At 37.0% G+C, this 23,358-nt stretch carries 25 protein-coding genes; 20 read left to right on the top strand and 5 right to left on the bottom strand.

The window, feature by feature from the left end; translation table 11 throughout:
• Positions 1-82: 82 nt before the first annotated feature.
• The 6 genes from AC5P2S_RS05125 to AC5P2S_RS05150 all read left to right on the top strand — a co-directional run bounded on the left by AC5P2S_RS05125 (position 83) and on the right by AC5P2S_RS05150 (position 5,222).
• Positions 83-523: a low molecular weight protein-tyrosine-phosphatase gene (locus tag AC5P2S_RS05125; protein WP_494556470.1), complete on the top strand. Its 441-nt coding sequence runs from the start codon at positions 83-85 to the stop codon at positions 521-523.
• 38 nt (positions 524-561) lie between these two features.
• Positions 562-1,839 carry a dicarboxylate/amino acid:cation symporter gene (locus AC5P2S_RS05130; protein ID WP_283417596.1) on the top strand — a complete coding sequence of 426 codons (1,278 nt, stop codon included), beginning with the start codon at positions 562-564 and terminating at the stop codon, positions 1,837-1,839.
• A gap of 281 nt (positions 1,840-2,120) precedes the next feature.
• Positions 2,121-2,819, top strand: a complete 699-nt coding sequence (locus tag AC5P2S_RS05135; RefSeq protein ID WP_494556471.1) for an SAM-dependent methyltransferase — start codon at positions 2,121-2,123, stop codon at positions 2,817-2,819.
• A 40-nt stretch (positions 2,820-2,859) separates the two neighbouring features.
• Positions 2,860-4,005 (top strand): AI-2E family transporter, encoded by a 1,146-nt coding sequence (locus tag AC5P2S_RS05140; RefSeq protein WP_494556472.1) that lies wholly within the window; start codon positions 2,860-2,862, stop codon positions 4,003-4,005.
• A 157-nt stretch (positions 4,006-4,162) separates the two neighbouring features.
• Positions 4,163-4,777: a DUF1684 domain-containing protein gene (locus AC5P2S_RS05145; protein WP_283417593.1), complete on the top strand. Its 615-nt coding sequence runs from the start codon at positions 4,163-4,165 to the stop codon at positions 4,775-4,777.
• Positions 4,778-4,844: 67 nt separating this feature from the next.
• Complete coding sequence (locus AC5P2S_RS05150) at positions 4,845-5,222, top strand: hypothetical protein (RefSeq protein ID WP_494556473.1); 378 nt, start codon at positions 4,845-4,847, stop codon at positions 5,220-5,222.
• Positions 5,223-5,250: 28 nt separating this feature from the next.
• Here the strand turns inward: AC5P2S_RS05150 and AC5P2S_RS05155 are convergent, their stop codons facing one another.
• From AC5P2S_RS05155 to AC5P2S_RS05170, 4 genes are all read right to left on the bottom strand, one after another.
• Positions 5,251-7,392, bottom strand: a complete 2,142-nt coding sequence (locus AC5P2S_RS05155) for an endonuclease MutS2 (RefSeq protein WP_494556474.1) — start codon at positions 7,390-7,392, stop codon at positions 5,251-5,253.
• Positions 7,393-7,851: 459 nt separating this feature from the next.
• The gene (locus tag AC5P2S_RS05160; RefSeq protein ID WP_283417590.1) at positions 7,852-8,352 is read right to left on the bottom strand and encodes a YceI family protein; all 501 of its coding nucleotides are present in this window, start codon (positions 8,350-8,352) and stop codon (positions 7,852-7,854) included.
• 62 nt (positions 8,353-8,414) lie between these two features.
• Positions 8,415-9,701 carry a hypothetical protein gene (locus tag AC5P2S_RS05165; protein ID WP_494556475.1) on the bottom strand — a complete coding sequence of 429 codons (1,287 nt, stop codon included), beginning with the start codon at positions 9,699-9,701 and terminating at the stop codon, positions 8,415-8,417.
• Positions 9,702-9,728: 27 nt separating this feature from the next.
• A complete protein-coding gene (locus AC5P2S_RS05170; RefSeq protein ID WP_494556476.1) occupies positions 9,729-10,265 on the bottom strand; it encodes a YceI family protein in 537 nt (178 codons plus the stop codon).
• A gap of 458 nt (positions 10,266-10,723) precedes the next feature.
• Between AC5P2S_RS05170 and AC5P2S_RS05175 the strand changes: the two genes are divergently transcribed.
• Together AC5P2S_RS05175 and AC5P2S_RS05180 are read left to right on the top strand one after the other, a co-directional pair.
• Entirely contained in the window at positions 10,724-11,995 is a 1,272-nt protein-coding gene (locus AC5P2S_RS05175) for an NAD(P)/FAD-dependent oxidoreductase (protein WP_494556477.1), read from the top strand.
• A gap of 37 nt (positions 11,996-12,032) precedes the next feature.
• Positions 12,033-12,203, top strand: a complete 171-nt coding sequence (locus AC5P2S_RS05180; protein ID WP_283417586.1) for a hypothetical protein — start codon at positions 12,033-12,035, stop codon at positions 12,201-12,203.
• 236 nt (positions 12,204-12,439) lie between these two features.
• On the opposite strand, the gene AC5P2S_RS05185 is transcribed toward AC5P2S_RS05180, so the two are convergent.
• Entirely contained in the window at positions 12,440-12,907 is a 468-nt protein-coding gene (locus tag AC5P2S_RS05185) for a PA2169 family four-helix-bundle protein (RefSeq protein WP_494556478.1), read from the bottom strand.
• Between the two features lie 146 nt (positions 12,908-13,053).
• On the opposite strand from AC5P2S_RS05185, the gene AC5P2S_RS05190 reads away from it, so the two are divergent.
• The 12 genes from AC5P2S_RS05190 (at position 13,054) to AC5P2S_RS05245 (ending at position 23,350) form a co-directional block, all read left to right on the top strand.
• The gene (locus AC5P2S_RS05190) at positions 13,054-13,278 is read left to right on the top strand and encodes a hypothetical protein (protein WP_494556479.1); all 225 of its coding nucleotides are present in this window, start codon (positions 13,054-13,056) and stop codon (positions 13,276-13,278) included.
• A 140-nt stretch (positions 13,279-13,418) separates the two neighbouring features.
• Entirely contained in the window at positions 13,419-15,563 is a 2,145-nt protein-coding gene (locus AC5P2S_RS05195) for a catalase (protein WP_494556480.1), read from the top strand.
• Between the two features lie 10 nt (positions 15,564-15,573).
• A complete protein-coding gene (locus AC5P2S_RS05200; RefSeq protein WP_494556481.1) occupies positions 15,574-16,023 on the top strand; it encodes a low affinity iron permease family protein in 450 nt (149 codons plus the stop codon).
• A 46-nt stretch (positions 16,024-16,069) separates the two neighbouring features.
• On the top strand, positions 16,070-16,576 hold the full coding sequence (locus AC5P2S_RS05205; RefSeq protein WP_494556482.1) for a CinA family protein: 507 nt from the start codon (positions 16,070-16,072) through the stop codon (positions 16,574-16,576).
• Between the two features lie 12 nt (positions 16,577-16,588).
• A complete protein-coding gene (locus AC5P2S_RS05210) occupies positions 16,589-17,386 on the top strand; it encodes an SDR family NAD(P)-dependent oxidoreductase (RefSeq protein WP_494556483.1) in 798 nt (265 codons plus the stop codon).
• 5 nt (positions 17,387-17,391) lie between these two features.
• Positions 17,392-18,153: an SDR family oxidoreductase gene (locus AC5P2S_RS05215; RefSeq protein ID WP_494556484.1), complete on the top strand. Its 762-nt coding sequence runs from the start codon at positions 17,392-17,394 to the stop codon at positions 18,151-18,153.
• Positions 18,154-18,170: 17 nt separating this feature from the next.
• A complete protein-coding gene (locus AC5P2S_RS05220; protein WP_494556485.1) occupies positions 18,171-19,658 on the top strand; it encodes an alpha-amylase in 1,488 nt (495 codons plus the stop codon).
• 13 nt (positions 19,659-19,671) lie between these two features.
• Positions 19,672-21,189, top strand: coding sequence for an FAD-dependent oxidoreductase (locus AC5P2S_RS05225; protein WP_494556486.1), 1,518 nt, complete (start codon positions 19,672-19,674; stop codon positions 21,187-21,189).
• A gap of 15 nt (positions 21,190-21,204) precedes the next feature.
• Positions 21,205-21,861 carry a DUF6766 family protein gene (locus AC5P2S_RS05230; RefSeq protein ID WP_494556487.1) on the top strand — a complete coding sequence of 219 codons (657 nt, stop codon included), beginning with the start codon at positions 21,205-21,207 and terminating at the stop codon, positions 21,859-21,861.
• Positions 21,862-22,057: 196 nt separating this feature from the next.
• Positions 22,058-22,633 carry a YciE/YciF ferroxidase family protein gene (locus AC5P2S_RS05235; protein WP_494556488.1) on the top strand — a complete coding sequence of 192 codons (576 nt, stop codon included), beginning with the start codon at positions 22,058-22,060 and terminating at the stop codon, positions 22,631-22,633.
• A gap of 33 nt (positions 22,634-22,666) precedes the next feature.
• Positions 22,667-23,062, top strand: coding sequence for a hypothetical protein (locus AC5P2S_RS05240; RefSeq protein WP_494556489.1), 396 nt, complete (start codon positions 22,667-22,669; stop codon positions 23,060-23,062).
• A gap of 90 nt (positions 23,063-23,152) precedes the next feature.
• Positions 23,153-23,350, top strand: coding sequence for a hypothetical protein (locus AC5P2S_RS05245; protein ID WP_494556490.1), 198 nt, complete (start codon positions 23,153-23,155; stop codon positions 23,348-23,350).
• Positions 23,351-23,358 lie beyond the last annotated feature (8 nt).

The raw sequence follows: 23,358 nt of genomic DNA on the forward strand, positions 1-23,358 counted from the left end.
AATATTTTATTAGTCATAATTTTTGGGATTAAATTCTAAAATTGATAAATTGAGCTTTGGAACAATAATCTATATTTTTACAATGAAAATACTAATGGTCTGCCTCGGAAATATTTGCAGAAGTCCTTTAGCAGAGGGGATTTTAAAATCTAAACTTGATGATAGTTATTTTGTTGACAGCGCTGGAACCATCAATTACCACGAAGGAAGTGGTCCGGATGAGCGTTCTGTAAAAACTGCTTTCAAAAACGGAATTGATATCTCGATGCAAAAATCAAGACCGATCAAAAAGTCGGATTTGGATGAGTTTGATTTGATTTTCTGTATGGATAAGAACAATTACAAAGATGTTCTGAAAATGGCTGACGATTCTCAAAAGCACAAAATTAGATTAATCCTCGATAATGAATTAGAAGTTCCGGACCCATATTTTGGCGGAATAGACGGATTTGATAAAGTTTACAAAATGCTAGACGATTCCTGCGAAATAATTGCAGAAAAAATCAGGAAAAATATGATATAAGTCACAAACAATTCTAAATTTGTAAGATAAGTCTTTTTATGAATTTGGACATTGAACAAAAACCTGTAAAACCGAAAAAAATCTATCAACTTCTTTATATTCAGGTGCTGATTGCGATTGTTTTCGGTGTTTCTCTCGGCTATTTTTATCCCGATTTGGGTGAAAAAATGAAACCTCTCGGCGAAGGCTTTATCAAGCTGGTCAAAATGATTATTGCGCCGGTTATTTTCTTGACTGTTTCCACAGGAATTGCCGGAATGAGCGACCTCAAAAAAGTGGGCAGAGTAGCTGGTAAAGCATTCATTTATTTTTTCACATTTTCAACTTTAGCTTTGGTTATCGGTATGATTGTCAGCCATATTGTTCAGCCGGGAAAAGGCCTTAATATTGACCCGACTACTCTGAATGGTGCAGAAGTTGAAAAATACGTCAAAGCGGCGCACGACAACTCTTTGGTCAGTTTTATCTACAATATTATTCCGGAAACTTTGTTCAGTCCGTTAACTGGTGATAACATTTTGCAGGTACTTTTGGTTGCAATTTTATTTGGAGTCGCTTTGGCGTTGACTTCAGAGAAAAGTTATCCGGTTTTCGATTTTCTTCAGGCTTTGACTATTCCGATTTTCAAGGTTGTAGAAATTTTAATGAAATTGGCACCAATTGGCGCTTTCGGAGCAATGGCTTTTACGATTGGCAAATATGGTGTAGAGTCGCTTAAAAATCTGGCAATGCTTGTCGGAACATTTTATGTGACCTCGGCTTTGTTTGTTATTTTGATTTTGGGAAGTGTAGCTTGGTATAACGGATTTAATATTTTCAAATTTCTGAGATATCTCAAAGACGAGATTTTTCTGGTTTTAGGAACAAGTTCTTCTGAGCCCGCACTTCCCGGACTGATGAGAAAGATGGAAAATGCAGGCTGCGACAAGGGTGTTGTGGGTTTGGTCGTTCCGACAGGTTATTCCTTCAATCTCGATGGAACGAACATTTACATGACTTTGGCAGCGCTGTTCATTGCGCAGGCTTGTAATATCGATTTGACTCTGGAACATCAGCTCGGCTTGCTTTTGGTGGCAATGTTGAGTTCAAAAGGTGCGGCTGGTGTTACAGGCGCAGGATTTATTACGTTGGCAGCGACTTTGGCAGTTGTTCCCGAAGTTCCGATTGCCGGAATGACTTTGATTCTCGGGATTGATAAATTCATGTCAGAATGCCGTGCATTGACCAATGTCATTGGGAATGCCGTCGCAACTGTTGTCGTCTCTAATTGGGAAAACCGGTTGGACAAAGACCGGTTAAAAGAAGTTTTGAATTAACTTTGTAATGATTTTGGCAGCTTAATCCGTCTTCCGCTCCCAAACCTAACGAAGTGGTTCGACGTAGTCAATCTTTTTTGCAGAAAGTTATCAACAGGATAGAACCTGAATTTACGAGTAAAAAAGGATTTCCGCTCAAGTCGGGCTGCAAATTCAACATAAAAATAATAGTCAACATAAAAACATAATTTTGTTTTTCCGTAGGAATCTGAAATGCTGAAATTCTTACCTGATGACAAAAATTGTAAATACTTTATACATTTTACATTAATACGACAGAAATGCTATACCTTCTCCCTGCTTATCTTTCAGAAAATTCACCGATAGAATATTTTGCGCCATCAATCAAAGACATTATTATGAATGTCGATCATTATTTTGTGGAGAACGAAAAAACGGCCAGAAAAGTCATCAAATTTTTTGCGCCGGAAAAAAAACAGCCAGAACTCAAATTGTTTCTACTCGACAAGTATTCCGAAACAGCAGATTTGAAAGAAGCTCAAAAACTGATGAAAGAAGGTGTTGATTTCGGATTGTTGTCGGAAGCCGGTTTGCCTTGCATCGGTGACCCGGGAAATATTATGGTTGGCTGGTCTCACAATAATAACATCAAAGTGACTCCTGTTAACGGGCCCAGCTCTTTCGTTCTGGCTTTGATAGCAAGTGGATTCAACGGTCAGCAGTTTTCTTTTCATGGCTATCTTCCTATTGATAAAGAGAAAAAGAAAAAAGAAATTCAGAACCTGGAAAATGTGGTTAATAAAACAGGATTCACACAGATTTTTATGGAAACACCCTATCGTAACAATCAACTTTTGGAAGATTTGGTCAAATTCCTGAATCCAAATACGAAATTGTGTATCGCTGCCAATATCAACGACCCGGAAGCCGAATTGATCCAAACAAAAACAATCTCTGATTGGAAAAAGAATAAACCGGAATTGCATAAGATTCCGGCAGTTTTTCTCATCGGAAAATAAATCAATAAGATTATCAGTCTAACTTCTAAAAACTAATCATATGAATCAGACTTATCCATTTTACATCAAACTGTCTTGCATTCTTATCAGCATCATTATTTTAGGATTTTTGGCAATTATCGGACAGCAGATTTTGGTGCCGATGGTGCTGGGATTGCTTATTGCCATTTTGCTGATACCACTTTGCCGTTTTATGGAAACAAAACTGAGATTTCCCAGAGGCTTGTCATCTGTATTGGCAAGTGTTCTGGCTCTGGCTATTATCGGAGGCGTGATCTATATGATGTCAATGGAAGTGGCTAAACTGGCGAATGACTGGCCGCAATTTCAAAAACAGTTTATAGATCTGATCGACAATTTACAAGGATGGATTTCCAGAACTTTTGGAGTCAGAAGACACGACCAACTGGAATATCTGAATGATACCTTGAAAAAGTCAATTAGTACAGGAACGGCAATTCTGGAGAAAACATTGACTTCCGTTGGCTATGTTCTGATGCTGACAGCTTTTACCTTCTTATTCACCTTGTTTTTTCTGTTGTACAGAACACATCTTCTGAAATTCTTAGTTGCGAGTTTTACAGAAACTTATCATAAAACGGTATTCGAGATTGTTGAGAATATCCAGTTTATGGTGAAAAAATATCTTGTAGGATTGTTTCTGCAGATGATTATTGTAACGATTTTATCTTTTATAGCTTACACTATAATTGGTGTCAAATATAATTTTATGCTCGCCATTCTCACAGGTATCCTTAATATTCTCCCTTACATCGGAATTTTTACCGCGTTGTTGATTGGCGCTTTGATTACGTTTGCAACCTCGGGAATCAGTCACGTTTTGTTTATTGTGATTGCAATTGTTGTAATTCACGCGATTGACGGAAACATCATTATGCCAAGAGTAGTGGGTTCTAAAGTGAAAATCAATTCTTTGATAGTGATTATCGGTTTAGTAGTTGGCGAAATGCTTTGGGGAATTGCAGGAATGTTTTTGACGATTCCGGTTTTGGCGATTCTGAAAATCATTTTTGAAAGAGTAGAAGGCCTTCAATCCTGGGGATTCCTGATGGGTGAAGATGATGAAGTTCCGGTTTTCAAATCGACTTTTGATAAATATTTCTACACTAAAAAAGCTAAAGTTGATAAAATAATTGCGGATTCTGATAACGAAACTCAGGAATAATAGTATCCGAATATTACCAGCGAATAACAGCAGCCCGACTTGAGCGCAAATCCTTTTTACGCAACGTAGTGAAGTGAAAAGATTGACTACGCCGAACCACTTCGTTAGGTTTGGGAGCGGAAGGTGGATAAAGCTGCCCTAATAATTAAATTAACCTATGAAAAAATTAAGTTTTCTGTTCATTATATTATCTGTATTTCTAAATGCGCAGACGGAAAAAGAAAATATTGCGGCAATCAAAAAGTTTCAGAAAGAACTGAACGCAGAATATCTAAACCCAAAAGAAACGCCTTTGCGAGGTAATAACCTTAAGCAATTTAAAAAACATCCGTTCTTTCCAATCAATTTGAAATATAGAGTTACTGCGCAATTTATAAGAACGGAAAATCCTGTTCCATTTGAATTGCCGACTTCTTCAGGGAAATTCAAACAATATCAGGAATATGGAAAAGCGACTTTTGAGTTGGACGGACAATCTTTCACATTGACTTTATACCAAAGTCTGGATCTCATGAAAATGGAAAAATATAAAGATTATCTTTTCTTGCCTTTCCGGGATTTGACAAATGAGAAAGAAACTTATGGCGGCGGAAAATATATGGATTTGAAAATCCCGACTGGAAACGAAATAGTTTTGGATTTTAATCAATCTTATCAACCGTATTGCGCCTACAATGCTTTCGATTATAACTGCCCGATTGTTCCGGAAGAAAATAAGTTACCAATAAGAATTGAGGCGGGCGTGATGTATGAGGATGTGTATCATCATTAAGATTTAACTTACCTTAACATCACTTTTGCACAATCCTTGAAATTTATCTGATTCAAATTAAAAAATTATGACTGATAAAAAAGTAGCCGGACTTTGGATAGACGGCAGAAAAGCAATCGTAGTGACAAATCATAATGCTCAGGAAGTGACAGATTTTGCAGTCCGAGAAGTTGTAAAAGCTGACGTGCAGCATGGCAACTCCAACGAGAATGCTGCGCATAATGTGGAACAGACCAACCGTTCAAAGTTCTACAAAGAAATCGAAAAGTTGATTACAAACAGTACTGATTTGTATATAACAGGACCAGGAACGTCTCAGGAAGAATTGAGAAATCATCTTTTGGAAACGCCTCAGTATAAAAACCTGAATATCAAATTGGGAACAGATTCGCAACTAAGCGAAGAACAGGTACTGGAAGAAGTGAAAAAACATTTCAATTCATAAAGAAAAAAGCGCAGAATTTCTGCGCTTTTTATATTCTCTCCAATTCTCCGGAATCAATCGTTGTTTTGAAGGTTCCGTAATTCACAATGACTTTGTTTTTCGAAATTTTTTCAATAGTGCCGACACTTGTGCTTCCGGCGATCCGGACGCGTTGCCCGACTTTCATCCAGACTGCCCGTTCGGCTTGGCGTTTTTGCTCCAGTTTCTCGTTGGTTTCCGCAATTTTTTCAATAACCTCTTCTTTCTTAAGTTGTTGTGTGATTTTACGTTTCACCACCTGCAAACGTTTTGTTTCATCTTTGTCAGTTCCTAATTTTCGGAATTTTTCCTGTTCCAGAATTTTCACGAAATCTTTAACCACATCTTTTCTCGATTTGCCTTTTACATAACTGTCGATGAACGTTTCTATCTTGTTTCCAAATTGCAGTTTTCTGTGTTCTTCTTCGTATAGCTTTTGAAAATTGAATAACTTTTGCTGAAGCTGTTCATTCAATTTCTGGAGATTATCACGCTTGTCTTCTACAGATTCTTTAGTCTCTGCAAGATTGGATTTCAGTTTTTCAACTTCAAATTTTTCCTGCTGAAGTTTCACAATGGTTTTATCAAGGTTGACAATATCGTGTTCTACTTTCTTTCTTGCATTCTTGATAATGAATCTCGGAATTTTATTTTTCTCGGCAACTTCAAAAGTAAAAGAACTTCCGGCTTGTCCTATTTCCAGCTTGTAAAGTGGTTCAAGCGTTCTCTCATCAAAAAGCATTGCAGCGTTGGTGGCTGCAGGAAGCTGTTCCACAACTAATTTGATGTTGGTGTAATGCGTTGTGATGATTCCGAAACTTTTCTTGTCGTAGAAATATTCCATAAAACTTTCTGCCAAAGCGCCGCCTAATTCCGGGTCGGAACCGGTTCCGAACTCGTCAATCAACAACAACGTTTTGTTGTCGGCTTCGCGAATCATTCCGGACATTTTTTTCAGTCGGGAAGAATAAGTTGACAAGTGATTTTCTATGGATTGATTATCGCCAATGTCTGTCATTATCTTTTCAAAGAAAAACATCTCGGATTTTGGATGACAAGGAACTAAAATTCCACTCTGGATCATCAATTGCAACAATCCAACAGTTTTTAATGTGATGGATTTTCCTCCGGCATTCGGTCCTGAGATGCAGATGATTCGGTTGTGTTCTGTTAAGGTTAAAGTTTGCGGAAAAATCTCCTTGTTTTCATTTTTATTCCTGATCCAAAGCAATGGATGAAAGGCATCTTTCAAACGTAAGGTCTGATGTCTGTTGATCTTTGGTAAAATTCCGTTAACTTTTTCAGCAAATTTAGCTTTGGCTCGAATTAAATCCAAATCGAAAATATAGGTTTGATAATCCGAAAGTTGTGGCTGGAATTCTGCCAATTCCGCAGTCAGTTGACGTAATATTTTATCGATTTCTTTTTTCTCTTCTTCCTGATTTTCTCTCAGTTTGAAATAATGTTTCACCACACTTTCCGGCTGAATGTAAGTGATAGAACCTGTTTTGGAAATACCTAAAACACGTCCGTTGACTCTTTTCTTGAAACCGGATTTGACAGCTAGAACACGTTGATCTTCAATAATACTTTCTCTGATATCTTCCAAAAAATCCGAATAAGTTGCCAAGGAGCGATTGAAGTTTTCATCAATTGCTTTTCTGGCGTGTTGGATTTCTGTTCTTAAGGTTTTCAGAATTGTAGAGGCTTCGCTTTTGACTTCTCCAAAGCGGTTGAACACTTTGTCTACTTTATCGATGATTTCTTTCCGGAAGTCCAGATCTTTGATTTCGTCCAACAATGTTGGGAAGTTTTCTGCAAACTGTGGAAAGAACTTCTGCAGTTTCCCGACTTGTTCCGTTATAGTTTTGATTTTGATGAACGATTTGTTCTCTAATCGGTAATTTTCTATCGGCATCAGCTTCAGTTCCTCTTCGATATCTTCGTATTCATCAAAGGGAATGGCGTTGGAACTTTCGAAACTGGTGAGGAATTCTGAGGTTTTTTTTAAAGAAATTTCTGCCTCGTCTATTTCCATCGGACGAAGTTCCATGATTTGGTCTGCCGTTTTCGGCGAGTAAGCGAAAGGGGCGATTTCCGAAAGAAGTTCCGGGAATTCTAATTCGTTAAGATCGGTTTGATTAATATTCACAATACAAATTTACGAATTTGAAATGTTTTAAATTTTGAAAATTTTTGATGGATAATTTCTTTCAGAAATTGATTTTTTTATTTGTCTTCGAGAGCCTCAGACTGACAGTTTGCTAAATTGTGCGATACTTTATATGGTAACTTCTTTAGAATTAAGTTTTTATTTGTCTGCGATTGGTTTGATTTGAAAGTTGAATCATCAATAGTAGCGAAGCGCGTCCAGGCAAAGATTTTGTTATTGCGATGTACAAAAGTTCTGCAAATTGCTTCACTTTGTTCGCAATGACAGAAAAAAGTGGGAGCCGGAGCCGGATAAAGCGCCCAAAACCAAATGAATGGTTTGGTGAAGTTAAATAAAAAGGAACCTACAGCTGAGTCTGCAAGTTCCCTCGATTCACAATATCTTTCTAGCGCGATATCGTGACACTGAAAAATCTAATTATATGAAAAAGTTATTTGTTTAAATTTTTGTTGCTAAACTGAAGACGAGGTTCAGGTCATCTTTCACGACAATCATTCCGCCCATTTTTTTCGGTGGCGTGATGTTGAAATCACTGAATTTTACATTCTTGCGTCCTATTAATTTATTATTTTCTATTTCAAATTCTACGTTGTATCTTTTGCTTTGGTTCATCATTTTGACTTCTACAACGGCGATATAATTTTTCTGAACTTTGGTAAAGTTGATGAACTTGATAGTCATATTCGGATATTTTTCAGAATTCAGGATTTTCTGAAAATCTTTGGTCATCATCTTGTTTCCGCAGTCGAACTCATTGACTTTTAAAATGATATTCGGAAGGTTTCTCTCTGTGAAGGCGTAAACACCGGTTTCTGCTTTGAATTTGTTGTTCACACATTGAAATTTATTTACATTGGTGCTTCCGTTAATCTGAACAAAATTTTCCTGAGCCTGCGCGAAAAGCGTTATAAAACCGAAAAGTAAATAAAGAAGTTTCATTTTTTTAATTTTTTAAAACAGAGGAAACCCGAGAGTTTCCTCTGCTTCTGTTAACTGAATATCTAGAAAGCTATGGCTGCTTCTATTACATATCCTTTGAACTGACCACCATTATAGATGCTTGTAGTGGGGTATCCGTCGTATTTCTGGTTAACATATTCTGCTTTGGCCAAGATGTTTTTTGTCATAAACCAGCCACCACCAATGTTGAATCTTTTAACGGTAATTTTATCTCCTGAGATTAATTTTCCATCAGCCTGGTTGTATCGTCCGCCAAAGTAAAAGCTGTCTTCTTTTCCAAAACGGTATAGTAATTCTCCTGAATATTGACTGTATGTTCTTCTGTCTGTTTCTGCTAGGTTTCTACCAGATGTTGTTTCATAAGTTCCGAAGAATTCTAATCCTTTGTAACGGACGAAAGGGTTGATCATAACTGCTGTCATTTTATTGACAAAATCCGGAACTACTTTTGCTGAATTTAAGCTGCTTGCGCCGGTTGCTGCCGTGTTTTCCATTACAAAATAGTATCTGGATCCGGCTCTGTCTCCGTTGTAGAAATCTAACCTTGAACTGTTAGCATTATTATAGATAGATCCGGTTAATCTTACTCTGAGATCCTGATTGATTTGTTTATCGTAACCTACTTTTGCATAAAGTGAAGGCGCTGTTCCGCTGGTTGCGGTCTGGTTCAGTCTTCCGTTTGAAGCTCCAATCATTCCTATGAAACCGTCTCTTCTATAATACACTTCCATGAAAGGAAAAGTAGCATAAGCATCCATCAAAAGATTTCCTGCTATAAATGGGTTGGTAAGTGAATAGGCATTGTCTGTTCTTCTGAAGTGCGCATCACCGTAGTTAAGTTCATCTTGCCCTACTTTGATCGTTGCATACTTCATAAAATCTTTAAGGAAGTCTTTTTGTATGAAGTCTAACTTATCAATTTGTAAATATCCTCCTTTTACATAAGTCTCATTGTGGTGTCGGGAAGATAGGAAAGTTCTCAAGTGCAAATTAACACCATCGTATAAAGCAACATCTATATCTAAGTTGGCTGTTGGAAGATTGAAGTTGTTGCTGATTTTATATAACTGATTTTGATTAACACCATTAACAATAACGGGAGTTGCGGTATTTTCGTGACTAAGTCCTTGGAATTGTAATGCAAATGCACCGCCTACTTTAACTCGTAAATGATCAAAAGTTGTTACTGAATCCTTTTTTGGTTCAAAAGCATTGATAGATCTTTTGTCGCTGGGATTGAAGTTATCTAATTGGTGTTCCTGTGCAATACCTAAGTTTGAGATTGCTAAAGCAGCGATTAGGCCGGCTTTTAATAGATTTCTTTTCATGATAACAGAATTTAAATATTTATAGAATTAATTTGTTGCACTGATGTTGATGTTAATATTGATCTCGTCACCTGTTTTAATGGTTCCCATCATAAAGCTTGGTGGCTTGATGCCGAAAGTGGACATTTTTAATTTTGTGCTACCTTTGATAATGTAGGTATTTCCACTTTTGGTTACAGTTACCGGGAATTTGATGGCTTTTGTAACATTTGTAATGGTTAAGTTACCGCTGACTGTTGCTGTTCCGCTTGCTGGAAGTGATGCAGTTGTAAAAGTGATGTCTGGATATTTACCCGATTCTAAGGACTTATAAGCATTTTTGTCCATTGCAGATTCTTTGCTTTTAAGAGAAGTTGTTTTCATCACAAACTTTACATCACTGATTGTTGATCCGCTCGCGTTCCCGGAAAATGTAGCCTGAGCCGAAGCCATACTCCAATCATGCAAAGTAGAAGTCCCATCAATTTTTATATTAGAACTTTGGGAGGATAATTTTTGAGCATTTGATAATTGCGTTAAACATAATGTTCCAATTGCCAATGTCATTTTGATTAGATTTTTCATTGTTTTCATTTTCGTAATTTTTAATTGTTATAATTAATTATATTTCATTATTGATAGGACAAAGGTATAATTGTGTTAATTATATTGCTATTTTTTTATTATGACAAAAATCTTATCAATGACTTCGGTTATTAAATCGATAAATATTTTAAATAATACTTATTGATTTTATCTTATTTCAATTTATTTGATTGATGATAAAAAGCTCTTTATTCATAATTGATAACAAAAAATCAGAAATGACATTTGTTAGGTTAATAAATACTGATGAAAGTCAGTGTCTATATTTTTGATTATCTATAAAAAATGTTAAATTATTGAAGATTCAATAAAAATAGATGACGGATGTCATGTCTGAACAAGTGACGGATGTATGATTGCTCTCGGTTGTTAATATCATTCTTTGATCGAACAAATGGCTTGATTTGTGAATGTTGATTTATATAATATTTAAAAAAATGAAAGATCAACAAATTATCGTAATTATAGGCGGCGGTTTTGCCGGCATAGAGTTGGCTGAACGTTTGCTGAAATCGGAATATGATGCATCAGTTATCCTGGTGGACAAGAATAATTATAATTTTTTTCCACCATTGTTATATCAGGTGGCAACAGGCTTTTTGGATGTTTCTAATATTAGTTATCCATTCAGAAAGCACTTTAGGTCAGAAAAAAAGTTTTCCTTTATTATGGGAGAATTGCAAGAGATTGTTCCGGGAGATAATAAAATTATTTTGAATTGCGGCGAGGTCTTTTATACGAAACTGATTCTTGCAACTGGTACGATTACAAACTATTTTGGCAACAAAAGCATCCAGGAAAATGCGCTTCCCATGAAAACCATTTCAGATGCAATTAATCTCAAAAACAAAATCCTGGAGAGATTGGAAAAAGCTTCCAAAATATCTGATGAAGAATTGAGAGCTAAGCTTACAACCTTTGTCATCGCTGGAGGCGGACCGACTGGTGTTGAGGTGGCTGGCATGCTCAGTGAGTTAAGAAAGGATATTTTATTTAAAGATTATCCTGAACTGAAGAATGCAGCATTTAACATCTACTTGATTGATGGTTTACCGAATATTCTTGCACCTATGAGTAAGGAATCTCAGCAATATGCCCGCAAAACTCTTGAGGGCAGTGGCGTTATAGTAAAATTGGGACAAGTTGTAAAAGATTATATTGATGGTGTCGTTCATCTGGCTGATGGAACATCCATACCAAGTGAGAATCTCATTTGGACGGCTGGTGTTACAGCGCAGAAGTTCAATGGTATTCCTGAAGAATCATACGGAAAAGGAAACCGCCTGATTGTAAACTCTTTTAATAAGGTGATTGGCGCAACTGAAATCTATGCCATAGGAGATACTTGTATTATGACCTCAGATCCTGCATTTCTGCAAGGACATCCTCAATTGGCGCAGGTTGCAATTCAACAGGCCAAATTGCTGGCTAGGAATATTATTGCTAAGCATCAAGGAAAAGGAAGAAAACCATTTATATATAATGATAAAGGATCTATGGCTATCATCAGAAGAAACAGAGCTGTTGCAGATCTTCCCGGGCTGTTTAAACATTTTAATGGTTTTTTTGCATGGCTGATCTGGATATTCGTACATCTTATGTCATTGATCAATGTAAGAAATAAAATAACAACTTTCTTTAACTGGCTTAATTCCTACATTACAAAGGATCAGCCCCTGCGTATGATCATTGATCCCTCAAAAAAATAATTTTTCTAAAAATCCTGAAACCCCAAATATTATTGATATGTTTATTAAGGTTTTTACTGCGCCCAATACTTTCGTTCTGGTTAATGTTTCGCATATTGTTTACATCAATCCCGGAAACTCAAATCGTGGTTGTTCACTCATTCTTGATACGGGAGTGAGGTTGAATTCCATCGAGGATTACGACGTTCTGCTAAAACAGATTGAATGATTGTAGAGGTGAATTATGACCACAAGCCTTTCCATAACAGCCAGAAAACAAGCAAAGGGAAATTAAAAATACCAAAAAGAAGTAGTTTCCATGACAATTTTATCAGGCCGATTTTTCCATCGACGAAATAGATTCTTCTGATTTATTGATCAAAATAATTCATAATTTATTTTTTTTCGAACGCATCAATCCAAATACTATTCCTCACCGGCATTTTAATATTAAGAAAAAGTTAATTATAATCTTGCGTCTCTTTTATTATCAAGAACACCTTTAAACTGATGCGTGTAGTCTTTGATGGTTTTTAATTGTTCTGCAACTGTTTCTGCGCTTTTATCGTCCAGGTCGCCACTGTCCAATGCTTCCTGATAAGCCTGTATTGCTGCGTTCTCTCCAAATAAAACGTTTTCCAGGGTAGAGCTTTCAAGACTGCCCAGCAGAAAGACATTTTTGATGTCGATCCATGCACGGTGAAATCCTCCGGCAACAGATGTTGAATCATCGGGTTTACCACCTTTTTCAGATATAAGATTAATTAGCTGATTTTTCATGATTTTGCTTTGAGAAGTCATATGTTCATAAAAATCCTGCAAGTCGTGGTTCATTTCCCATATTTTACCTTCTACTTTCTCAAAACCTTCCAGTCTGTCATTGGCAATATGAAGAAGGTTATTCAGGATACTGATAATTTTTTGATTGTCCATTTTGTAATATTTTTATTTTGTTACAACAATTATAATGCCCTCAAATATTATTTTTTTGGGGGTGGAATATTTTATTTTTTATGATTCAGGTCATAATTTTTTGGGTAAACTTCTGTATAACTTTGGATTACCAAAAAATAAATATTATGAAAGAAATGATTTTATCTGGAACAATTGTGCTTCTGTTCAGTTGTAAGGATAACAAATCTGCCGAAGTTTATAAAAGCGATTCCATCTCTGTAGATAACACTGCGTCGGATTCTGTGATTGTATCTTCTCAAAACAATAATTCTGCTACTGACAGTGTTGCTAATAATTCTTCAACAAGAGACACTGCATCTTTGAAAAGAGATTCTGTTCAGAGGCGATAAAATTATATTTTTTATAGAATTTTTTACTTACCAACCTTGCTATTTTTGTAGCAAGGTATTTTTGGTTTAACTATAACTAATTGATAATCAATTTGTTGGAATGGTTTTTGTAATCTGTATTTTCAAATAATTCCAACATCATGAAAGAAAATAATTCGCACAAAAATGTAAAGTTGCAAAAACTTCAGGATCATATTACTGATAATGAAGGAGAAAAACTTTCCACCAATCAAGGCCTCAGAATTAATAATAATCAGGATTCTCTCAAGTCAGGAGAGCGGGGGCCAAGTTTGTTGGAAGACTTTATTCTCAGAGAAAAAATTACTCATTTTGATCATGAAAGAATTCCGGAGAGAATTGTTCATGCCAGAGGTTCCGGAGCTCACGGTGTTTTTAAGCTAAATCAAAGTCTGGAAAAATATACCAAAGCCAAATTTTTAACAGAAGAAGGAAAGGAGACACCGGTTTTTGTGAGATTTTCCACAGTTGCGGGATTCAGAGGAAGTACAGATCTGGCAAGAGATGTTAGGGGATTTGCGGTTAAATTCTATACGGAAGAAGGTAATTATGACCTGGTAGCGAACAACATGCCTGTGTTTTTTATTCAGGATGCGATTAAGTTTCCGGATCTTGTTCACGCGGTTAAGCCGGAACCTGATAACGAAATACCGCAGGCTGCTTCTGCCCACGATACGTTTTGGGATTTTATTTCATTGATGCCGGAAAGTATGCATATGATTATGTGGCTCATGAGTGATAGAGCGATCCCAAGAAGCTACAGGATGATGGAAGGTTTTGGCGTTCATTCTTTCAAATTTATCAATAGTGAAGGCGATTCTCATTTTGTGAAGTTTCATTTCAAACCAAAGCTTGGTGTTCATTCCGTCGCTTGGGACGAAGCCACGAAAATTTCAGGTAAAGATCCTGACTTTCACCGGAGAGATCTTTGGGAAGCTATAGAAAATGGTGCTTTCCCCGAATGGGATTTTGGAGTACAATTAATTCCTGAAGAGAACGAAAATGATTTTGATTTTGATCTTCTCGATCCAACTAAGATTGTTCCTGAGGAATTGGTTCCCGTTCAGATTATAGGAACATTAACCCTTAATAAAAATCCAGATAATTTTTTTGCTGAAACAGAGCAGGTGGCTTTCCATCCGGGACATCTGGTTCCGGGAATCGATTTCAGTAATGATCCATTATTACAGGGTCGGCTATTTTCTTATACCGATACTCAGTTATCACGATTGGGGTCACCAAATTTCCACGAAATTCCAATCAACAGATCGATTAATACGGTTCATAACAACCAACGGGACGGCCACATGCGACAACAGATTGTTAAAGGCAAGGTCAGCTACGAACCGAATTCTATCGGTGGCGGATGTCCTTTCCAGGCAATGATGAAAGAAGGCGGATTTGTATCACAAGCTGAGCGTGTAGATGGACACAAAGTCCGTGCAAGAAGCCAGAGTTTTGTAGATCATTATTCTCAGGCCAAATTATTTTATAGCAGCCAATCCGAGCCGGAAAAAGTTCATCTTCAAAATGCATTGATTTTTGAATTATCCAAAGTAACAATTCCCGCGATCAGAGAAAGACTGGTGGGACAGTTGTTATTTATTAATAAGGAATTAGCTTCAGTTGTAGCCAAAAAAGTGGGTGTTGATGTGATCAAATTAAAACAACCTAACGGCAGTATTCCTGCAGATGCTGATCCAAAAACTTTACAGAGCAAAGAAAGAGAACCGAGTATTCCAAGTTCCGAAGCTCTGAGTATGGCTAATACTATTAAAGATACCATTAAAAGCAGAATTATCGGTTTTATTATGGAGCAGGGCGTGAATGGAAAAGAAGTGAATCAATTACAATCTAAATTAGAAAAAGAAGGTGCTGTGATTCAGATAGTTTCCGGAAGTCTTGCGCCTGTAAATGCGGATGACGGAACGGTTTTCGAACCTAAGCATTCTTTGACCAGTACTGCCAGTGTTTGTTTCGATGCGTTGTATATCTGTGGTGGAAAAGAGTCAGCAAAAAATCTACTCAATCCGGAAAACAAAGCTGGAACATTACTCTTTGTGAACGAGGCTTACAAACATTGTAAAGCGATCTATTTCGGTTCGGATACGGATCAGATTTATATCGAAAGTAACATCAGTCTGAAACAGCACGAAGATTCTGCCATTATTCACGCCACGGAAAAAAATAGTGATAAATTATTTATAAAAGCTGTTGCCAATCATAGGGTTTGGGAATTTGAACAGCAAAGAAATAATCCTGCATAAAAAGAATGATATGGAGCAGAAGAAAAATAAATTTGAATGGCTTGCAGATAAAGTGACGCAATGGTCAGGTAGCTCTTATGCCTTTGGTGTTGCAACAGGGATGATTGTAGTCTGGTTAATTTGCGGACCTGTTTTCAAGTATTCGGACACTTGGCAATTGGTTATCAATACAAGTACAACAATCATTACTTTTCTGATGGTTTTTGTTATCCAGAAATCTCAAAACAAAGATTCCAAAGCTATTCAATTAAAATTAAACGAACTGATTGCGGCCAGCAAAGAAGCAAGTAACAGGCTTGTGGATGTGGAAGATATGGATGAAGAAGACATCGATACGTTACATACATTTTATGAGAAAATTTCTTCGGAATGTGAAAATGACGAGGATATCCATACCTCGCATTCAATAGACCGTGCAGAAGAAAACATTGAAGGAAAGAAGCCAAAAAGGAAAGCATAGTAAGATTATTACCGCTAATCAATAAACATTTATAAAAAGAAGAATCATGGAATTTCCCAAGATATTATTAGATAAAATCAGTTATAATTTGAGGCAAAGAAATGAGTCGATTTCTATTGCGGAAAGTGTGACGTCAGGATTTATGCAGCTTGCATTTTCTCAAATGCCTAACGCAGAGAGTTTTTATAAGGGTGGAATTACTGCATATACGCTTGAAGAAAAAGTCAGACATCTTAACCTGGATTATGATGAAGCGAAAGCTGTTAATTGTGTTTCAAGACACATTTCTGAAGTAATGGCTCAAAACGTAGCATTACTGTTTGATACAGAATGGTCAATAGCTACCACAGGCTATGCAACGCCGGTTGAAGGATCCAATAATGAAATATTCGCCTATTACTGTATTGCTTACCGCGGAAAGATCATAAGAAGTGACCGTATAGAATTACATCCGATGACCAAAGCCCTGGATGCACAGAAATATTTCATGGAGTACATTCTGGGTTGTCTCAGATGTGAAGTAAAAAGGCATTTGGAATATATCACAATTTAAATATTTAATCTAATGAAAAATAATAACAAATATGCATTGGTAACAGGAGCAACTAGTGGTATTGGCTACGAACTTGCTAAGCTTCTCGCACAAGACGGCTATAATCTTGTCATTGTTGCCAGAAATCACGATGAACTGAATGTCAAGGAAAAAGAATTTCGAGCGTATGGAATAGAAGTCATTGTTATGGCAAAAAACCTTTTCCAGGCTGGTGATGTTTATTCTCTTTACGCTGATCTTACCTTGAATGGCATTAGTCCGGAAATTCTTGTAAATGATGCTGGGCAGGGTGTGTATGGGAAATTTCAGGATACAGATATTCATCGTGAGATTGATATTATCAACCTGAACATTATTTCGGTGATAATTTTAACTAAGCTTTTTATCAAAGACAGACTGGAAAAAGGAGGTGGGAAAATTCTCAATCTTTCTTCTGTTGCCAGTAAATCGCCCGGACCTTGGCATTCTGTCTATCACGGTACCAAAGCATTTATCCAATCCTGGTCAGAAGGAATCCGTGAGGAGCTTAAAGATTCCGGAATCACTGTTACGGCATTATTACCAGGTCCGACTGATACGGACTTTTTTAACAAAGCGGATATGAATCAAAGTAAAATCTTAAAAGACAGAGATGATCTAGCTAATCCTGCGGATGTTGCAAAAGATGGGTATGATGCAATGATGAATGGTGACGATAAAGTCATCTCTGGTCTCAATAACAAATTAACTGTGGCAATGGCAAACATGACAACCGACAGCATGGCTGCGTACAGGATGTCAGAAATGCAAAAACCTGTCAATGAAAAATAAAAATTATGACGAAGGAAAATCATTTACAATTAGAAGGAAAATCGGTATTGATCTCTGGGGCGGACAGCGGTATCGGAAAAGCAGTAGCATTACTTTTTGCAAAAGAAGGTGCTGATATTGCGATCATCTATCACAGCGATGACAAAGACGCCGAAAAAACAAAAAAAGAAATCGAACAGTTGGGGAGAAAAGTGATCTTATTTTCAGGTGATGTCAACAATTTCCAGTTTTGTAAGGTTTCCGTCAACAAGACAATTTCAGAATTCGGAAAATTGGATATCTTGATTAATAATGCCGGTGTTCAGTTTCCTGCAGATGATATCCTGGATCTTGAGGAGGAAAATATCAGAACCACTTTTAATGCTAATATTATCGGGATGATATTATTGACCAAAGCAGCATTTCCGCATCTAAAACAAGGTGATTCTGTAATCAACACAACTTCTGCCACCGCTTATCAGGGGCATAAAGAACTTTTGGATTATTCTGCAACCAAAGGTGCTATTGTTTCTTTCACAAGGTCTTTAGCTCTGCAATCCAAACCAAAAGGAATTCGTGTTAATGCTGTTGCGCCGGGTCCGGTTGCGACACCGCTTACCAAAGAAACCTTTGGCGAGGAAGAGGAAGATCCAAATAAACCACCATTTGAAAGAAACGCAACACCTGAAGAAGTGGCTGCAAGCTTTCTTTTTCTCGCAACTGATGCTTCATCTCAGATTACCGGGCAGGTCTTGCATCCGAACGGTGGATTGATCGTAAATGGCTAACTAAATTTTTTAAAACTATGAACGGCGTTATCTTGCAGTTTTTCCATTGGTATCATCCGGGAAAGCTATGGAATGAATTTATCGATAAAGCAGAATATCTAAAAAGCCTTGGGTTTACTTCGGTTTGGTTTCCGCCCGCAATCAAATGTACTTTAGGAACAGAAGGCCGTGGTTATGACGTTTATGACCTCTATGATCTTGGAGAATTTGATCAGAAAGGTGGAGTTCCTACAAGATATGGAACCAAGGAAGAATATCTCAGGGCAATAGAAAAAGCACACGAGGTTGGAATGGAAGTTTATGCAGATATTGTTCTCAATCACAGGATGGGAGCTGATGAGATGGAAACTGTAACGGTTCATCAGGTGAATGAGGAGAACCGGAACGAGGTTATTCGTGAAGCTTTCCAGGCGGATGCAATGACCAAGTTCACATTTCCCGGGAGAAATGGAAAATATTCTGATTTCATTTGGGATTATCAGTGTTTTAGCGGTATTGATAAAGTTAAGACCGGAAATGAAGAACATAATGGGATTTTCAAAATCTATAACGAATATGGAACTGTGTGGAACGAGCACGTGAGTCATCAATTCGGAAATTATGATTATCTGATGGGCGCTGATGTCGAATTCCGTAATCCTTATGTTGTGGAAGAACTGAAACGCTGGATCAAATGGTATATAGACACAACCAAAGTTGACGGTTTGAGAATGGACGCATTGAAACATATTTCAACCGAATTCCTGAAAGAATGGATCGATTACATCAAATCCGAAATCAATGAAGATTTCTTTATGGTCGGCGAATTCTGGAAAGATAATGTTGACAAGATCACAGGATTTTCAGAAAAGATGGATCATCGCATCTGTTCCTTTGATGTGCCTTTACATTTCAATTTTTTCAGAGCATCACAGGAAAAGCAGAATTACAACCTGAGTGAAATACTGAAAGGAACTTTCCTCGATTGCAACCCGGAATGCTCGGTGTCATTCGTAGGAAATCACGATACGCAAAAGCTTCAGGCTTTGGAATCAACAGTAGAAGATTGGTTCAGACCGATGGCTTATGCAATTATTTTGTTATCAGAGAATGCTTATCCGTGTGTGTTCTATCCGGATTTGTTCGGAGCGGAATATATCGATAAAAATACAGATGGCATTGATGAAAAAATTGTAATGCCGAAAGTAGAAATTCTTCCACTTTTGATGCAGGCTCGTCGGGAATTTGCTTACGGAGAGCAGGTCAATTATTTCGATCATCCGAATTGCATTGCCTGGATCAGGAAAGGAAATGAAAATCACAAGGGTTGTGTTGTTCTGATTTCAAATAGCGAAGAAGGTTATAAAGAAATGGATCTTGGAAAAGAAAATGCATCAGCAAAGTTTACAGATTTTCTGGGATTTCGGAAAGAAACCATTGAGTTGGATGAGGACGGTAAAGGAACTTTTTGGGTTAATGCAGCATCGGTAAGTGTCTGGATAAAAAATCAGGACCAATCAATTTAAAAAAATAAAAGTTATGAACAGAGACGGCGTTAGGAAAAGTATCTGGCAGGAAGAGATCAAGCCTTTTCCTGCAGCTATTAATTTTGAAACCGAATATGATGTCGCTATTATTGGCGGTGGAATTACAGGCGTTTCTACAGCTTATCAGTTGCAAAAATCGGGAAAAAAATGCATCTTAATCGAGGCGGCTAATATCGGATTCGGGACTACTGGAGGAACCACAGCTCACATCAATAACTTTCTGGATACTACCTATTCCGAAGCGATAAGTAAATTTGGTCTAGAAGATGCCGTGCTTCTTTATCAGTCAACAGTTGATGCGATTGGTGTTATTGAAAAAAATATCAGCGATAATCAAATTGATTGTGATTTCGAAAAGAAAACGGCGCAATTATTTGCTTTGGATGAGAAGCAGTCAAAACAGCTGGACGATATTTTGGAAGGTACCGAAAAAGTCGGTTGTCAAATGAATTTAATTAATAATATTTCATTTCCGATTCCTTTTGTAAGAGCAGTGGAAATTCCCGGTCAGGCACAATTCCATCCAATTAAATATATTGATGCGTTGTGTCGTAGCTTTCTTAATTTCGGTGGAACTATTGTAGATAATTGCTTTTGTAAAAATCATTCGGAAGAAGAGGAGTGGATTGTGGTCAAAACCTCAAAAGGAACTATCAGAGCCAGAAATCTGATTTATGCAACCCACATTCCACCGGGTGTCAATATGTTACATTTTACCAATGCGCCTTACCGGAGTTATGCAATGGCTTTCACATTAAAAAATCAGAATTATCCCAAGGAACTTGGCTATGACCTGATGGATCCTTACCATTATTACAGAATTCATGAGGTCAACGGAGAAAAACTCTTAATTGCTGGTGGGGAAGATCACAAAACGGGGCATTCCGAAGATACGGGCGTTTGCTTTACCAATCTGGAAAATTATGTTAGACAATATTTTGATGTTGATGTTGTAAAATACAGTTGGTCCAGTCAATATTACGAACCAGTGGATGGTTTTCCTTACATCGGAAAGATGCCGGGAACGTCCAATGTTTACACGGCAACGGGTTTTCGCGGGAACGGAATGATATTCGGAACAATATCGTCAAAAATTATTTCTGAATTAATTCTGACTGGAAATAGTCTGTATAAAAAATTATTCAGCCCTTCCAGGGTTACACCAATTGCAGGTTTTACGGAATTTGTAAGGGAAACGGCAACGGTTGTAACAGATTTTATCAAGGATAAATTATTTGTTGAAAAAGTTTCGTCTTTGGCGGAAATCAATGAAGGCGAAGGAAAAGTTGTAGCATACGAAGGCGAGTCCTATGCGATTTATAAAGAAAAAGGCGGACGGGTTCATGTGCTGAAAAGTACCTGTCCGCATGCCAAATGTGAGGTGCGGTGGAATAGTGCGGAAATCTCCTGGGATTGCCCTTGCCACGGGTCTCGCTTCAGTGTGAATGGCGAAGTTTTGACGGCGCCTTCTGTGACTGATCTTGCTAGAATCAGAGAAAAAGATTTATAACTAAAATTTGAGATGATGTCTAAGAATAGTTTCTTTTACCGCAATAGTTTAAGTATTGTATTAATTTTATTAATGCTGATTTTCTGGGCAGGGCAATTTTTCACAGGTTGGAAAACTGAAAATAAGGAATTGGCGGAAGAGGGGCGAAGGTTATTAAGTTTTGGACAATATGTTCAGAGCGGACATTTTATACAAGCCACGTTTGAGAATTGGGAAAGCGAATTTCTGCAGATGATGCTTTATGTTTTACTGACGGTTTCTTTAAGGCAGAAAGGTTCCAGTGAATCCAAATCCTTAACCGAACAGGAAGATGTCGATAAAGAACCGAAACCGCATCCAGGCGCACCTTGGGCTGTGAAAAAAGGTGGGATTTGGCTGAAGATTTACAAACATTCTTTATCTCTGGCTTTTGGTGTTTTATTTCTGATCAGTTTTGTTCTTCATTTTTATGGCAGCTATAAAGATTTCAATTCGGAGCAGATGATAAAAAATCAACCGGCAGTTGGTGTGAGTGATTATTTTTTTGAATCCAGGTTTTGGTTTGAATCTTTTCAGAACTGGCAAAGCGAATTTCTGGCTGTGGCATCTATAGTGCTTTTGTCAATATGGCTTAGGGAAAAAGGTTCACCCGAATCCAAACCTGTCGATATGGCTCACGACGAAACACCCTGATGTGTTTTAATTGAGTTTTTATTTTACCTTATTTTCTTTGAGGTTGTTTTTAAAACAACTTCTGATGCATTATGCATAATAATTAAGTGTTTATTTTATTAATAATTCATTTATAATAAAATATATTTGTTTTGTTTTGGTATAATGATTGTAATATTTGATTTATTAACATTGATTAATATAAAAATAAAAAATTATGGCAACTACAAAATCAGCTACAGCTACGAAAACAAAAACAGCTGTCAAAAGTTCAACATCAACAAGGAAAGCACCTGCAAAAAAAGATGCTGCCAAAGACCTTAGCGATCTTTTTGAAGATAGTTTAAAAGACATCTATTGGGCAGAAAAAGCTTTAGTAAAGGCTTTACCGAAAATGATGAAAAATGCAACTAACGAAAAGTTAAAAGCTGCTATCGAGAAACATCTTGGTGAAACAGAAACTCATGTTTCTCGTTTGGAAGAAATTTTTGAATCTATGGGCAAGAAAGCGCAGGCTAAAAAATGTGATGCGATGCAGGGTCTTCTGGATGAAGGTAACAGCATCATAGAAGAAACCGAACCTGGAACTGTAAGAGATGCTGGCATTATCGCTGCGGCACAAAAAGTGGAGCATTATGAGATTGCCACTTATGGTACATTAGCAGCGTTTGCTAAAATCCTGCAAGAATCAGAACCATTAAAAATCCTTCTTAAAACTCTGGAAGAAGAGAAAAAATGCGATGAACTTTTGACTAATCTTGCGGATATTAATCTCAATTCCAAAGCAGTATAAGTTTAAAAATAAAAACTTGCTAAATTAATAATTATGAAAGTACAAGAACTCAGACTTCACAATCTACTTCAATATAAGAATGATGTAGTACCTGTAGTGGGATTCAATTTGGATAAAGGAGCGAATCAAAGTTTGGTGGAGATCCAGCAAGGGAATGTCAAAATTCCCATACATTCGGAAAAACTGAGGCCGATCAAACTTACAAGCGAATGGCTTTCCAAATTTGGTTTCCGGGAGAGTTACCGTTCAGATACCAGGATCCGTTATGATTTGCCGAATTTTGGAAAGTATGACTTTGATCTTACAAAAGATAAGATTCTGGAAGGCTTTTTATATTTCGGAAACTACATAAGATGTCCTTATCTGCATCAGCTGCAAAATCTTCATTTTGTACTGACTGGAAAAGAATTGAAAGTGGAGAGCAATTAATTGCTCTCTTTTTTTGAAAATGCCTTATGACTAAGATCATAAATTAAAAAGGCTTGGTTTTATAGCTTTGAGGATATTGAAATGGATTAAATGAAAAATTTATTACTCATCTCTTTAACAGGGCTGATTTTCAGTTGTTCAAAAAATAATACGGGTCACGAAACAAATAAAGATTGTCTTATGATGACAGATGGCAAAATGTCTTCCAGTCGGGCAGGAAAAGATACGGTCAAAGTATCAAAAGACATTAGAGAACGCAACATAATGAGAAGAAAGAAACTATTCTAAATCAAATT

It is taken from the genome of Epilithonimonas sp. 33E, from assembly GCF_059372615.1.